We start from the raw sequence: 14,626 nt of genomic DNA, 5'->3' as shown, positions 1-14,626 counted from the left end.
CGGCCCCGGGGGCGTTCGCTCCCGGGGCCGGGTAATCCCGTAAGGGGCGTCGGCGGACCGTGAGACCCTTGGGGTATCCCCCAGGGGACCCATCACCCGCCTACCGAAAGCCTTGTAGTGACCGCCACTGACCGTTCCCTCGAGCTCATCACCACCGCCGCACAGGCGGCCGCCGACAAGCTCGCGCACGACATCATCGCGTACGACGTCAGCGACGTGCTGTCGATCACCGACGCCTTCCTGCTGGCCTCCGCGCCCAACGACCGCCAGGTCAAGTCGATCGTCGACGAGATCGAGGAGCGCCTGAACAAGGAGCTCGGCGCCAAGCCGGTCCGCCGCGAGGGCGACCGCGACGCCCGCTGGATCCTCCTCGACTACGTCGACATCGTCGTCCACGTCCAGCACAGCGAGGAGCGCGTCTTCTACGCCCTCGAGCGTCTGTGGAAGGACTGCCCCGAGCTGGAGCTGCCCGAGGACGCCAAGGCCACCCGCGGCAAGGCCGAGGAGCACGCCCAGGCCACGCAGGCCGCTGAGGAGGCGGGGGAGCTCCGCACGCTGGGCGGAGAACTGCGTTGACCGCCGCGGGCCCGTACCGCGGGCGCCGCGTCATCCTGTGGCGGCACGGCCAGACCTCGTGGAACCTGGAGCGCCGCTTCCAGGGCTCCACGGACATCGGCCTCACCGACACCGGTGTCGCCCAGGCCCGCCGGGCCGCCCGGCTGCTCGCCTCGCTGAAGCCGGACGCCATCGTCGCGTCCGACCTCAGCAGGGCCGCCGCCACGGCCGGCGAGCTCGCCACCCTCACGGGCCTCGACATCACCCACGACGAGGGCCTGCGCGAGACCTACGCCGGCGTGTGGCAGGGCCTCACGCATGACGAGATCATCGCCAAGTACGGCGAGCAGTACGCCGCGTGGAAGCGCGGCGAGCAGGTGCGCCGCGGCGGCGGCGAGCTGGAGACGGAGGTCGCCGACCGCGCAGCCCCCGTCGTCCTGCGGCACGCCGAGAAGCTGCCGGCGGACGGCACGCTCGTCGTGGTCAGCCACGGCGGCACGATCCGCACCACCATCGGCCGTCTCCTCGGTCTGGAGCCCCGCCACTGGGAAAGCCTCGGCGGCCTCTCCAACTGCTGCTGGTCGGTCCTCGGCCAGGGCGCGCGCGGCTGGCGGCTGCTCGAGCACAACGCGGGCACGCTGCCCGAGCCGGTGCTCGGCGACGACGACTGAGCCCCTCCCTCAGGGGCCGGACGGCCGGATTTCACTTTCTGGCAGGTCACAGGCTAGAGTTCTTCTTGTTCGCAGCCGCGCAGAGCGGGGAGAACGCAAGGGGCTATAGCTCAGTTGGTAGAGCGCCTGCATGGCATGCAGGAGGTCAGGAGTTCAATTCTCCTTAGCTCCACAGTAAGAAGCATCGGCTTCACAAAGATCCCGCCCGGACAGGGCGGGATTTTTTGTTGCCCGGTCAGCATTCCCCAACTGCCTTGACCTGCGGCCGTGTCCGGACCGGTACCCATGCGTCGCTGACCGTGACGCTTCGGCCGTGGCAGAATCGGACGGCCGGTAGAGGGCCGCGTCCGTTCGACGAAGAGCGGCCCGACGGGAGGGAGAACGCGATGCCCGCGCGCATCACCGATGGGGCCGATCGCCCCGTCGGCGTGACAGTGAGACCGGCCGAAGCTACCCGTTCCCCCCGCCCCCGCGTGTGCACCGCCCACGGCCATCACGGCCGGAGCTGATCGATGGGTGCACACAGGCGGAAGTGCGACTGGTGCGGCAGCGGCACGCCCATCGTCCGGGACATGGAACCCGTCAACCCCGAGTACCAGTACTGGTGCGAGGAGTGCGCGCGGGCGCTGGTCATAAAAGGCGACCCGATCGAGACGTACCGGGAGCTGGAGGGCGAGCCGATCTACGGGCGGCTGCTCGACGAGCACTGCACGCTGAAGCGGTTCTACTCGTTCGCGACGGCGTGACGGCGCTTGCGCTGGTGGCGGGCCTGATTCGGTGGCCCGACAGCAGGGCCCGGGAAGGTACTTTTCGGGCACAACGGTGCAGAGCGGAAGCGATTTGGTGAAGCACCCCGTGGACCGTGTAATGTTGGCGTCGCCGCCGGGGAAACCGGGCGGAACGAAACAAGGGGCTATAGCTCAGTTGGTAGAGCGCCTGCATGGCATGCAGGAGGTCAGGAGTTCAATTCTCCTTAGCTCCACAGTAGATGGAAAGTAAAGCGGGCCACCCGGACAGGGTGGCCCGCTTTCGTATGCCGGAACGCCGTCGCGGCTCGAACGGGCCCTGCGGTACCCTGACGCCATGCGTGCCGTACGCCTTCTGCTTAGCGAGCCGCGCTGATCAGTCCCGACCGCTGACGAATCGCGGACCGGGATCGGCGCGGCGCCCCCTCCTGTGCGAGGGGCATTTTTGTTTGACCAGCGCGGTCAGCCGTGAGCAGAGACGATCGATGGAGCTTTGAGGACCATGAGCGAGACGAATTCCGCTGCCGCTTCCGAGGTGGCCGCGCCGCACCGCTACACCGCGGCGATGGCTGCCGACATCGAGGCACGCTGGCAGGACATCTGGGACGCCGACGGCACGTACGAGGCGCCGAACCCGAGCGGTGACCTGGCCGGTGACCCCGAGATCGCGTCCCGCCCCAAGAAGTTCATCATGGACATGTTCCCGTACCCCTCGGGTGCGGGCCTGCACGTCGGGCACCCGCTGGGCTACATCGCCACGGACGTCTTCGCGCGCTTCCAGCGCATGAACGGGCACAACGTCCTGCACACCCTGGGCTTCGACGCCTTCGGCCTGCCGGCCGAGCAGTACGCCGTGCAGACGGGCACCCACCCGCGCACGTCGACCGAGGCCAACATGGTCAACATGAAGGCGCAGCTGCGCCGCCTGGGCCTGGGCCACGACAAGCGCCGCTCGTTCGCCACGATCGACGCCGAGTACTACAAGTGGACGCAGTGGATCTTCGTCCAGATCTTCAACTCCTGGTACGACGACGAGGCGAAGAAGGCCCGCCCGATCGACCAGCTGATCGCCCAGTTCGAGAGCGGTGAGCGCGCCGTACCGGGCTCCACGCGCGCGTGGCACGAGCTGACCGCCGCCGAGCGGGCCGACGTCCTGAGCGAGTACCGCCTGGCGTACGCCTCCGAGGCGCCCGTCAACTGGTGCCCCGGCCTGGGCACCGTCCTGGCCAACGAAGAGGTCACCTCCGACGGTCGCTCCGAGCGCGGCAACTACCCCGTCTTCAAGGCCAAGCTGCGCCAGTGGAACATGCGCATCACCGCCTACGCGGACCGCCTGCTGGACGACCTGGACGCCCTGGACTGGCCCGAGGCCATCAAGCTGCAGCAGCGCAACTGGATCGGCCGCTCCGAGGGCGCCCGCGTCGACTTCGCCGTCGGCGACGAGGCCATCACCGTCTTCACCACCCGTCAGGACACCCTGTTCGGCGCCACGTACATGGTCCTGGCGCCCGAGCACGACCTGGTGGACCGGATCGTGCCCGCCGCCTGGCCCGAGGGCACCCACGACGTCTGGACGGGCGGTCACGCGACCCCCGCCGAGGCCGTCGCCGCCTACCGCAAGCAGGCCGCCTCGAAGTCCGATGTCGAGCGCCAGGCCGAGGCCAAGGACAAGACCGGCGTCTTCACCGGCGCGTACGCGACCAACCCGGTCAGCGGCGACCAGGTCCCCGTCTTCATCGCCGACTACGTCCTGATGGGCTACGGCACCGGCGCGATCATGGCCGTCCCCGCGCACGACACCCGCGACTTCGCGTTCGCGCGCGCCTTCGAGCTGCCGATGCGCTGCGTCGTGCAGCCCTCCGACGACCGCGGCACCGACACGACCACGTGGGACGACGCGTTCGCCTCCTACGAGGCCCGCCTGGTCAACTCGGCGAGCGAGGAGATCTCCCTGGACGGCCTGGGCGTCACCGACGCCAAGGCCCGGATGACGGAGTGGCTGGAGCGCACCGGCATCGGCCGCGGCACCGTCAACTTCCGCCTGCGCGACTGGCTGTTCAGCCGCCAGCGCTACTGGGGCGAGCCCTTCCCGATCGTCTACGACGAGGACGGCGTCGCGCACTCGCTGCCCGCGTCGATGCTGCCGCTGGAGCTGCCGGAGGTCGAGGACTACACCCCGCGCACTTTCGACCCGGACGACGCCGACACCTCGCCGGAGACCCCGCTGTCCCGCAACGAGGACTGGGTCAACGTCACCCTGGACCTGGGCGACGGCCCCAAGAAGTACCGCCGCGAGACCAACACCATGCCCAACTGGGCGGGTTCGTGCTGGTACGAGCTGCGCTACCTGGACCCGCACAACAGCGAGAAGCTGGTCGACCCGGCCATCGAGCAGTACTGGATGGGCCCCCGCGAGGGCCAGCCCACCGGTGGCGTCGACCTGTACGTCGGCGGCGCCGAGCACGCCGTGCTGCACCTGCTGTACGCGCGCTTCTGGTCGAAGATGCTGTTCGACCTGGGCCACATCTCGTCCGCCGAGCCGTTCCACAAGCTGTACAACCAGGGCATGATCCAGGCGTACGTCTACCGGGACGCGCGCGGTATCGCCGTACCGGCCGCCGAGGTGGAGGAGCGCGACGGCGCTTACTACTACGAGGGCGAGAAGGTCTCCCGGCTCCTGGGCAAGATGGGCAAGTCCCTGAAGAACGCCGTCACGCCGGACGAGATCTGCGCCGAGTACGGCGCGGACACCCTGCGCCTGTACGAGATGGCGATGGGTCCCCTGGACGTCTCGCGGCCGTGGGACACGCGCGCGGTGGTGGGCCAGTTCCGCCTGCTGCAGCGCCTGTGGCGCAACGTCGTCGACGAGACGACCGGTGAGGTCACCGTCGTCGACACCGCCGAGTCCGACATCGACGTGGACACGCTGCGTGCCCTGCACAAGGCGATCGACGGCGTCCGCCAGGACCTGGAGGGGATGCGCTTCAACACCGCGATCGCCAAGGTCACCGAGCTGAACAACCACCTGACCAAGGTGGGCGGGCCGCTGGCCCGCAGCGTGGCCGACCGTCTGGTGCTGCTGGTCGCGCCGCTGGCCCCGCACGTCGCCGAGGAGCTGTGGCGCAAGCTGGGCCACACCGACTCGGTCGTCCACCAGGACTTCCCGGCCGCCGACCCCGCGTACGTCGTGGACGAGTCCGTGACCTGCGTCGTGCAGATCAAGGGCAAGGTCAAGGCGCGCCTGGAGGTCTCCCCGTCGATCTCCGACGAGGAGCTGGAGCGGGTCGCTCTGGCCGACGAGCGGGTCGTCGCGGCGCTGGACGGGGCGGGTATCCGCAAGGTGATCGTGCGGGCGCCGAAGCTGGTGAACATCGTTCCGGCGTAGCGCTCTCCGCGTAGGCGGGGGTTCTGGGCGGCCGGCGTGGCTGGTGGCCGGGTGGGCTGCGTAGGCCGTGGCCGGGTGGCCGGATCAGGGTTTTTCCCTACGGGCAGGTTGGGGGTTCCGCTGGAACCTCCGACCTGCCTTTTCCGTTTACGGTGGAAGAGGCGGACGGACCGCCGCCGCTGTCGGGAGGTGCGTCGTGGGAGAGGCAGTGATCGCGATCGTGGCGCTCATGTTCGTACTGTTCCTGGTCCTCGGCGGATACGTGACGGTCAAGATCTTCGGCGCCGCCAGGCGCGGGGTGGACCGCACCGTCGCGCAGGCCCGCCGGTCGGTGGAGGACACCACGCTCAAGGCGAAGTCGTTCGCCCAGCCGGGCGCGGCGGGCGAGCTGGCCCAGCTGCGTCTCAAGCTGCGTACGTCGATGAGATCCACCCAGGACGCGCTCCACGCGCACGTGGCGGACGATCCCTCGCTGAAGGAGTCCCTCGACCTGTTCGGCCGGCTCAGCGTGCACGGCCGTGAGCTGGACGACGATCTCAAGCGGCTGGAGACCGAGCCGGACAAGGCGCATCTGGCCGAGCTCCTGCCCGACCTGCGGCGGCGGACGGAACGGATCACCGGCTCGGCCGACTCCCTGCGGAGGGCGGCCCATGACCGCGCGCACCGGCTCGCGGACGACGACCTGGAGAACCTGAGCGCGCAGATCGACGTGGAGGCGGGGGCGCTGCGGCACTGGACGACCGAGCCGGCGCCGGGGGCCGCGCCTTCGTCGGGGGCTGCTTCTTCGCCGGGTGACGTGGGGACGTCGCGCTCGACTCAGGAGCCCGACAGGCCCGCGATCACGCCGACCGGCCCCCGCCCGACCTATCCTTGGCAGAAGAAAGCCCGCCCAGAGAGCACGACTTGACGCGTTCCGGGGCCCCCGGGGCCGGGCTGCCGTCCTCTAGCTCGGGCAGGTAATCTCCAGCTCATGTCCCGCCATGTCGCGATCGTCACGGATTCCACGGCCTATCTGCCGCAGCGGACGATGGAGCGCCACGGCATCACTGCCGTTCCCCTGACCGTGGTCCTCGGCGACCAGGCTCTCGAAGAGGGCGCCGAGATCTCCACCCGCTCGCTCGCCGAGGCCCTCCAGAAGCGCCGGCCGGTGACCACGTCCCGGCCCAGCCCCGAGCTCTTCGCCGCCACCTACCGCAGGGTGGCCGAGGCGGGCGCGACCAGCATCATCTCGCTCCATCTGTCGTCCGAACTCTCCGGGACGTACGACGCGGCGGTCCTCGCGGCGCGCGAGGCGCCCGTGCCCGTGCGGGTCGTGGACACGGGCATGGTCGCGATGGCCCTCGGGTTCTGCGCGCTCACGGCCGCCGAGGTGGCGGACGCGGGCGGAACGGTCGACGAGGCCGTGGCCGCGGCGGAGAAGCGGGCCGCCGCTACTTCCGCCTACTTCTACGTCGACACGCTGGACTATCTCCGCCGTGGCGGGCGCATCGGCGCCGCGCAGGCCCTGCTCGGCTCGGCGCTCGCTGTGAAGCCGCTTTTGCAGCTGGACAGCGGGCGTATCGACTTGCTGGAGAAGGTGCGCACGTCGTCGAAGGCCATCGCCCGGCTCCAGGAAATCGTCACCGAGCGCGCGGGGTCGAGTGAGGTCGACATCGCGGTGCATCATCTGGCCGCGCCGGACCGGGCCGAGGCGTTCGCGGAGCGGCTCCGGGAGGGGGTGCCTGGGCTGCGGGACCTGCATGTCAGTGAGGTCGGCGCGGTGATCGGGGCGCATACGGGTCCGGGGTTGTTGGGGGCGGTTGTTTCTCCGCGGTGAGTTTGCTGCCGCTGCGGTGGGTTTGCTGCGGTGCGTTTGCTGCGGTGAGGTGGGTGGGCCGGGGGTGCACTCCTGTGGGTGACGGAGTTACCCACAACTGGTGGGTTGTCCCCGGGAATTGAGCAAGATCATCGCCGATTCGGTGGAGTGCCTAGCGTCTTGTGCATGGCACTTGGATCATCACTTTCGCAGACAGGTCAGGCAGCGCGAGGGCTGGCGCCGGGGGCGTCGGGGTCTCCGGCGGCGTCGGGTGTGGGGACCCGGTATCGGCGTGGGCGCTTGCGGCGGCGTTATCGGCAGGAGTCCGCCGAGGCGTTGAGGCTGCGGGCGGAGGCGCTGTTTGCTCAGCGGCATGGGGGTCGGCAGGGGGGTTCGTCGGCTCAGGCTCGGCGAGTGCGTTCGGCGTCTCGACCACTCCCGCGGTGGGCTCGCTCCGATCTGGATGAGGACGGGGTGGCTGGTGAGGTCCGGGGTGGGTTGTCGCCGGGGGCGGCGAGGAGTGTTCGGGGTGGGGTGACGGATGCGCTGACGGCTGGGCTTCAGGGGGAAGTGACGGGTCGTCTGCGTGACGGGGTGCCCGGTGAGGGGGCGGAACCCGGGGTGGCGCCGGCGGCTGCGTGGCGGGAGCGCGCTGCGTTCGCCGTGCGGGAGCGGATGCCGCTGTGGATGCAGACGCGGTGCGGGCTGGAGCGGCGGAGTGTGGTCGCCCTGGTCGTGGTGCTGGTGGCTGCGGCCGGTTTCGCCGTGCACCACTTCTGGACCGGGCGGGCTCAGCCGGTGCGGGCGCCTGAGGTGGTGCGTTCGGCGGCGCCTGAGGAGGCGGCCGGTCCGCCTGAGCCGGCTGAGGCGTCGCAGCCCCCGGCAGGTCCCACTGGGGTTGCCGCTTCCGCAGGGGCGGAGATCGTTGTGGACGTCAGCGGGAAGGTTCGGAGCCCTGGCATCCTTCGATTGCCGGCCGGCTCCAGGGTCGCTGACGCGTTGCGCGCCGCCGGTGGGATCCGCCCGGGGGTCGACCCCACGGGAATCAACCGTGCGCGCCTGCTGGCCGACGGAGAGCAGGTGGTCGTAGGCGCCCCGGCGGCACCTGGCGGGGCGGGGGCCGGAGCTGCGGGAGCCGCTGGAACCGGGGCCGCGCCCGCAGGGCCGATCGGCCTCAACACCGCCACCGTCGACCAACTCGACACGTTGCCAGGTGTCGGGCCCGTGCTGGCCCAGCACATCATCGACTACCGCACCGAGCACGGAGGCTTCCGCTCCGTCGACGAGCTGCGTGAGGTCAACGGCATCGGAGACCGGCGCTTCTCCGACCTCCAGAATCTTGTACGGCCATGAGGCGCACGGGAGTTGAGCCACTGCCCGCGAGGCCCTTGGACGACGTGAACCCTCGGCGTGAGGGCCCGAGCGACCTCCGCCTCGTCCCGCCGGCACTCGCCGCCTGGGGCACGGCGGCGCTGACCCTGGACGCCCCGGCGGTGTGGGTGACGGTCCTGGCAGTGGTGTGTGTGGCGGTGGCGGGGGTGTTGCTGCTGGTGAGCGGGTCGGCCAGAGGGAGGAGGGGCGGGACGGAGTCGTTGCCGTCGGCTACCTCGGAGCAGTCGGCCGGCCTGCTTACGTCTCCGTCCGGGCCGATGCGCCGTATGTCCGTGGCAGCGGTCCTGCTGTGTGTTGCCGCGTCCGCGGCCTCCGCCGCGTTGCACGGCGCGGATCTGACGCGCGGCCCTGTCCCCGGGCTCGCCCGGCAATACGCGCGGGTGACCGTCGAGTTGGAGGCGACGGCAGACCCACGGCTCACGCGGCCCCGGGTCAAGGGCGACCACTCGGCGCCCTCGTCCGTCGTCATCGCCGCCGATGTGCGGCGAGTCAGCAGAGGTACGGGACCCGGGACGCGGGTGCTGACGCCGGTTCTGGTCCTCGTCGACGTGGGCCGCGAGCGCGAGGGGCCATCGCCCTGGCTGTCGTTGCTGCCCAGTACGCGGCTGGTCGTGAAGGGAGGGCTCGCGCCCGCGCAGGCGGGCGGAGGCAAGGTTGCGGCGGTGCTCCGTGTAGGGCACGACGAGAGCCCGCGGATCGTGGGAGGGCCGTCCACGGCTCAGCGGTTCGCGGGGAGACTGCGGAGCGGGTTGCGGGAGGCGACCGACGGGCTGCCGGCGGATGCTCGCGCGCTGCTGCCCGGACTTGTCGTCGGGGACACGTCGCGGGTGCCGGCCGAGTTGCACGAGGCGTTCGAGGCCACCGACCTGTTGCACCTGACGGCGGTCAGCGGGGCGAACTTCACGATCCTGCTCGCGCTGCTCATCGGCCCGCCCGGCACCGCACACCGTTCCGAGCGGCGCGGCCTCGCACCACGCCTGGGCATCCCCCTGCGGGCGACCGCGCTACTCGGCGGAGCCCTCACGCTCGGCTTCGTGACGGTGTGCAGACCGGAGCCCAGCGTGGTGAGGGCGGCGGCGTGCGGCCTCGTCGCACTGCTCGCCATCGCCACCGGCCGCCGCAGATCCCTGATCCCGGCCCTGGCCACGGTCGTCCTGCTCCTGGTGCTGTACGACCCCTGGCTGGCCCGGAGTTACGGGTTCCTGCTGTCGGTCCTGGCCACCGGGGCGCTGCTGACCATTGCGCCGCGCTGGAGTGCGGCACTGAGGCGACGGAGGTGTCCGCCGCGTCTGGCGGAGGCGCTGGGGGCCGCTGCCGCGGCGCAGGCTGTGTGTGCGCCGGTGGTCGCTGTCATTGCCTCCCGGGTGAGTCTGGTGGCGGTGCCGTGCAATCTGCTGGCGGAGTTCGCGGTTGCGCCGGCCACGGTGCTCGGGTTCGCGGCCCTGGCTACGGCGCCGTGGGCCATGCCGGTGGCGAAGGTGTTTGCGTGGTGCGCGAGTTGGCCTGCCGGATGGATCGCGGACATCGCGCGGGCGGGTGCGTCGCTGCCGGGCGGTGGGGTGGACTGGCCCGGTGGTCTGCTTGGCGGGCTGCTGCTCGGGGTGGTCACTCTGGGCGTGGTTCTGGCGGGCCGCCGTGTGCTCAAGTCCCCGTGGATGACGGGAGGGTGCGTGCTGCTCCTGCTGCTCGTGGTCACGCAGCCGAGGCCTCTCACCCGGGTGATCACGGGCTGGCCGCCACAGGGGTGGCGGATGGTGATGTGTGACGTGGGGCAGGGGGACGCGCTGGTGCTCGCGGCGGGTCACGGTGAGGGGGTGGTGGTCGACGCGGGGCCGGACCCGGTGCTCGTGGACCGTTGTCTGAGTTCGCTCGGGATCACTCGGGTTCCGCTCGTCCTGTTGACCCATTTTCATGCGGATCATGTCGCCGGCCTGGAAGGGGTGTTGCGGGGGCGTGAGGTGGGGGCGATCGAGACGACGGGGTTCGACGAGCCGCCTGATCAGGTGCGATTCGTGGAGAGGGTGGCGGCTGCCCGGCACGTCGCGCTGACCAGGGCGGTCGCGGGGGAGCGGCGCAGGACGGGGCCGCTCGACTGGCAGGTGCTGTGGCCGCCACCGAGACCCGCGCCCGACCCGGACGGCCCGAACGACGCGAGCGTCACCCTGCTCGTCCGTACCGCCGGCTTGACCTTCCTACTTCTGGGAGACCTCGAACCGCCTGCGCAGAGAGCCCTGTTGAGATCGCCGGCCGGGGCGCGGTTGCCACCGGTGGACGTTCTCAAGGTGGCCCATCACGGCTCGGCGTACCAGGACCCGTTACTCCTGAGGCGAGTCGCGCCCCGGCTGGCGCTCATCTCGTGCGGCGAGGACAACCCGTACGGGCATCCATCGGCTCGCACGGTCGCGGCGCTGCGGGCCGGGGGAGCGACGGTCCTCAGGACGGACGTGGACGGGGCGTTGGCGGTCACCGGATCCGGAGCCGGACCTGGAGGCGGGCCCGGGGCCGGGCCAAGTGAGAGGGCGGGGGAGGGGGTGGGGGCGGGGGGCCGGACGGGGGTGAGACAGGGAGGCCAACCCGGGCTCGGCGTCGTCGTGAGCGGGGCGTGACCGGCGCCGGGTGCCCGCTCCGGGCGGTGCCGTGCGGCAAGGGGCGGCCACCGCTGAGCCGTTCACCATTGGCGCGTATCGAACCCTGAAGGGAGCGTTCCGCAGCGCGGAAAATGGGGTTCCGGGGAAGGGGGAGGTGTCGCGGGGCGGCGCGAGCGCGACGTGTGACGTTGTGTGGTGTGCAACTGCGATGCGTCGCCCACCGCTTCGGCTCGCGTGCGCACCGTGACATTACTCATTGGTAGAAATGCCGCTGGGCTGCTGAAACGGGAAGTGGAACGTCTAATTCAGGCAACTCGACGCAAGGGATGGCAGTTTGTGCCATTCCCGCGATGTGGTCCCGTGTTGCCTCGAATGCCCCAACGGTGGTCGAATGCGTCTTCGTTGATGGTGGTGTCAAGTCTTCACGGGGTGTCTTGCGCATGTTCGGCCGCTGGGTGGGAAACCGTACGAACCGGGCTCAACGGGCAAATCCTCTCGCAGGTGTGAGCGTGCCGCCCGGTGCGGGCGTCCTCAGCTGCCGGGCGCTCGACCCCGTCAAGGAACCCGTGCGGGGCGCCGAGTTCGCGGTGAGTGATGCGATGGGGCGGACGGTCGTGAGTGGCGGGGCGGACCCGTTCGGGTCGTTCGTCGCGACCGTGCCCGCCGGTGAGTACCGGCTCGCGGTCACGGCGGAGGGGTACACGCCGTTCCGGGGGAACGCCTCGGTCTCGGAGAGCACGCACTCCCCGCTCGGCGATGTCACGCTCCAGGTCGCTCCGCAGCCCCCGCTGCCCGAGGCGGGGGACTGGGAGATCGAGCCGATGCACTCGTCGATCGCGTTCACGGCGCGGCACATCGGGCTCGCCCGGATCCACGGCCGGTTCAACACGTTCGCGGGCGCGCTGCGCATAGCTGAACAGGTCGAGCGGTCCGCGATGCACGTCGTCATCGACGCGTCCTCCATCGACACTGCCGTGAAGATGCGTGACGACCATCTTCGGTCGGCCGATTTCCTCGACGTGGACCAGTTCCCGACGCTCGAGTTCTACAGCGACCGTTTCGTGCACAAGGGTGGCAGCCGCTGGGCGATCACCGGCGCGCTGTCGCTGCACGGCGTGACCCGCACGGTCACGCTCGACACCGAGTACCTGGGGGTGGGCAATGGCATGGAGGGCGAGACTCGCGCCGCTTGCCGCGCCACCACCGAGCTGCACCGCGACGACTTCACGGTCAACTGGCAGACGATGCTGGCCCGCGGGATCGCGGCGATCGGTTCCAGCGTGAAGATCGAGCTGGATATCCAGATCGTCCCGAAGGGCTGACGCCGGCAGCTCCGCTTCCCGTCGGGGCGTTGTGTGCCGGTCCGCGCACTGAGGCGTAGGTACTGCCGCGTACCTGCGTGCGCCTACGGCGCTTCGAGCCAGCCCTCGTGTTCCGCGGCGAATTCGTCCAGGGACGCGGCGTCCAGACGGCCGTCGGGGTCCTCGATCACCACGAGCCACTGGGCGTCCTCGGCGTCGTCCTCGCCGGCCAGCGCGTCCCGTACGAGCTGGGGCTCCTCGGTGACGCCGAAGCGGTCGGGAAGCTCTTCGGCCACCGCCTCCGCGGCGTCGCGGTCGGGCAGCACCAGTACATGTCGCGCGTCGGTCACCCGGTCATTCTCCGGCACGGCGGGGGTTGTCAGTGCCGCGTGGGATGCTTGACCGCGATGGCCAGGAAGACTGCAACAGACGACCCGCTCGCCCCTGTCACCCTCGCCGTGGGGCAGGAGGACCTGCTGCTCGACCGCGCCGTGCAGCAGGTGGTGGCCGCCGCCCGGGCCGCCGACGCGGACACGGATGTGCGTGACCTCACGCCGGACCAGCTCCAGCCCGGCACGCTCGCCGAGCTGACCAGCCCGTCGCTTTTCGCCGAGCGCAAGGTCGTGGTCGTGCGTAATGCGCAGGATCTGTCGGCCGACACGGTCAAGGACGTGAAGGGCTATCTCTCGGCGCCCGCCGAGGAGATCACGCTCGTGCTGCTGCACGCCGGCGGGGCCAAGGGCAAGGGGCTGCTCGACGCGGCCCGTAAGGCGGGGGCCCGTGAGGTCGCCTGCCCCAAGATGACGAAGCCGGCGGATCGGCTGGCGTTCGTGCGGGCCGAGTTCCGGGCGGTCGGGCGGTCGGCGACGCCGGAGGCGTGCCAGGCGCTGGTCGATTCGATCGGCAGTGATCTGCGGGAGTTGGCGTCCGCCGTGACGCAGCTTGCTGCGGATGTCGAGGGGACGATCGATGAGGCGGTCGTCGCCCGGTACTACACGGGGCGGGCGGAGGCTTCCAGCTTCACCGTTGCCGACCGGGCCGTCGAGGGGCGGGCGGCGGAGGCGTTGGAGGCGTTGCGGTGGTCGTTGTCCACGGGGGTGGCGCCTGTGCTGATCACGAGTGCGCTGGCGCAAGGGGTGCGGGCGATCGGGAAGTTGTCGTCTGCGCGTGGGGGGCGGCCGGCGGATCTTGCTCGTGAGTTGGGGATGCCGCCTTGGAAGATTGATCGGGTGCGGCAGCAGATGCGGGGGTGGACGCCGGATGGCGTGGCCGTTGCGCTGAGGGCTGTCGCCGAGGCTGACGCGGGGGTCAAGGGGGGCGGGGATGATCCTGAGTACGCGTTGGAGAAGGCCGTTGTGGTGATTGCGCGGGCTGCGCGGTCTAGGGGGCGCTAGCCCTTCCCCTTCGGGGAGCGGGTGCGGGTGCGTCGTGGCGTGCCACCGGGGGAGTCGCCCCCGCCGCCCCTACCCTTCCCGTCCCTGGGGGCTGCGCCCTCAGACCCCCGCTTGTCGGCCTTCGGCCTCGTCCTCAAACGCCGGACGGGCTGAAAAGAACAAACACGCGCCGGACGCGCCTGTAAGCGCAAGCGCAAGCCCGCCCCCGAAGAACAAACGCGACGCCACCCCCCAAAGCCCACCCCAAAGCCCCCGAAGACCACCCCAAACGCCAAGCGCCCCCGCTTCCTCGCGGAAGCAGGGGCACTCGGGTTCAGCTCAATTCAAACTGTGAGCCCACGCCCGCGTGGCGAACGCAGGTCGCGCGTGGGCTCGGGGGCCGGTTGGGAGCGGATGAGAGAGGGCCCGCTCTGGGTCCTTCCGGCGGTCACATCAAAAGGTGGTTCAGCCCTTGAGGGTCGCGACCTTGGAAGCAAGCGCCGACTTCTTGTTGGCGGCCTGGTTCTTGTGGATGACGCCCTTCGAGACGGCCTTGTCGAGCTTGCGCGAAGCCTCGCGCGTGGCGACGGTGGCCTTCTCGAGGTCACCCGCGGCAACGGCCTCGCGGGCCTTGCGGATCGCGGTCTTCAGGGAGGACTTGACAGCCTTGTTGCGCTGACGAGCCTTCTCGTTGGTCTTGATCCGCTTGATCTGGGACTTGATGTTCGCCACGAAATGAGCCTTTTCAGGTTCAGGCACGCGAGCTCACGCCCACGTGCCGGTGATTTCTACTGAGAGTGCCTCGTGCTGAGAGGGCATG

General features: G+C 70.4%; 12 protein-coding genes and 2 tRNA genes. 12 read left to right on the top strand and 2 right to left on the bottom strand.

Annotated features, from left to right (window positions below):
• Positions 1-117: 117 nt before the first annotated feature.
• From rsfS to ABZ893_RS32625, 11 genes are all read left to right on the top strand, one after another.
• Complete coding sequence (rsfS, locus tag ABZ893_RS32675) at positions 118-576, top strand: ribosome silencing factor (RefSeq protein ID WP_361411307.1); 459 nt, start codon at positions 118-120, stop codon at positions 574-576.
• The gene (locus tag ABZ893_RS32670; protein WP_361411305.1) at positions 573-1,226 is read left to right on the top strand and encodes a histidine phosphatase family protein; all 654 of its coding nucleotides are present in this window, start codon (positions 573-575) and stop codon (positions 1,224-1,226) included. The genes rsfS and ABZ893_RS32670 overlap by 4 nt, the downstream gene beginning before the upstream one ends.
• Positions 1,227-1,325: 99 nt before the next feature.
• Positions 1,326-1,398 (top strand) — tRNA-Ala (locus ABZ893_RS32665).
• 340 nt (positions 1,399-1,738) lie between these two features.
• On the top strand, positions 1,739-1,972 hold the full coding sequence (locus ABZ893_RS32660) for a hypothetical protein (protein ID WP_361411303.1): 234 nt from the start codon (positions 1,739-1,741) through the stop codon (positions 1,970-1,972).
• Between the two features lie 163 nt (positions 1,973-2,135).
• Positions 2,136-2,208: transfer RNA gene (locus tag ABZ893_RS32655), tRNA-Ala, on the top strand.
• 266 nt (positions 2,209-2,474) lie between these two features.
• Positions 2,475-5,357, top strand: a complete 2,883-nt coding sequence (gene leuS / locus ABZ893_RS32650; RefSeq protein WP_361411301.1) for a leucine--tRNA ligase — start codon at positions 2,475-2,477, stop codon at positions 5,355-5,357.
• A gap of 229 nt (positions 5,358-5,586) precedes the next feature.
• Complete coding sequence (locus ABZ893_RS32645) at positions 5,587-6,264, top strand: hypothetical protein (RefSeq protein WP_361411389.1); 678 nt, start codon at positions 5,587-5,589, stop codon at positions 6,262-6,264.
• A 63-nt stretch (positions 6,265-6,327) separates the two neighbouring features.
• Positions 6,328-7,173 carry a DegV family protein gene (locus ABZ893_RS32640; protein WP_361411299.1) on the top strand — a complete coding sequence of 282 codons (846 nt, stop codon included), beginning with the start codon at positions 6,328-6,330 and terminating at the stop codon, positions 7,171-7,173.
• A gap of 252 nt (positions 7,174-7,425) precedes the next feature.
• Positions 7,426-8,505, top strand: coding sequence for a ComEA family DNA-binding protein (locus ABZ893_RS32635; RefSeq protein ID WP_361411387.1), 1,080 nt, complete (start codon positions 7,426-7,428; stop codon positions 8,503-8,505).
• Positions 8,502-11,150, top strand: a complete 2,649-nt coding sequence (locus ABZ893_RS32630) for a ComEC/Rec2 family competence protein (RefSeq protein ID WP_361411297.1) — start codon at positions 8,502-8,504, stop codon at positions 11,148-11,150. Before ABZ893_RS32635 ends, ABZ893_RS32630 begins: the two co-directional genes overlap by 4 nt.
• Positions 11,151-11,572: 422 nt before the next feature.
• Positions 11,573-12,454 carry a YceI family protein gene (locus tag ABZ893_RS32625; protein ID WP_361411295.1) on the top strand — a complete coding sequence of 294 codons (882 nt, stop codon included), beginning with the start codon at positions 11,573-11,575 and terminating at the stop codon, positions 12,452-12,454.
• 83 nt (positions 12,455-12,537) lie between these two features.
• Here the strand turns inward: ABZ893_RS32625 and ABZ893_RS32620 are convergent, their stop codons facing one another.
• On the bottom strand, positions 12,538-12,783 hold the full coding sequence (locus ABZ893_RS32620) for a hypothetical protein (RefSeq protein ID WP_361411293.1): 246 nt from the start codon (positions 12,781-12,783) through the stop codon (positions 12,538-12,540).
• Positions 12,784-12,840: 57 nt separating this feature from the next.
• Between ABZ893_RS32620 and holA the strand changes: the two genes are divergently transcribed.
• Positions 12,841-13,827 carry a DNA polymerase III subunit delta gene (gene holA / locus ABZ893_RS32615; RefSeq protein ID WP_361411291.1) on the top strand — a complete coding sequence of 329 codons (987 nt, stop codon included), beginning with the start codon at positions 12,841-12,843 and terminating at the stop codon, positions 13,825-13,827.
• Between the two features lie 444 nt (positions 13,828-14,271).
• On the opposite strand, the gene rpsT is transcribed toward holA, so the two are convergent.
• A complete protein-coding gene (rpsT, locus tag ABZ893_RS32610) occupies positions 14,272-14,538 on the bottom strand; it encodes a 30S ribosomal protein S20 (RefSeq protein WP_361411289.1) in 267 nt (88 codons plus the stop codon).
• Positions 14,539-14,626: the final 88 nt, after the last annotated feature.

The organism is Streptomyces sp. NPDC046821 (assembly GCF_040645335.1).
GTDB lineage: Bacteria > Actinomycetota > Actinomycetes > Streptomycetales > Streptomycetaceae > Streptomyces.
Note: the sequence above shows the minus strand (reverse complement) of the source record. Positions and strands in the feature narration are given on the sequence as shown.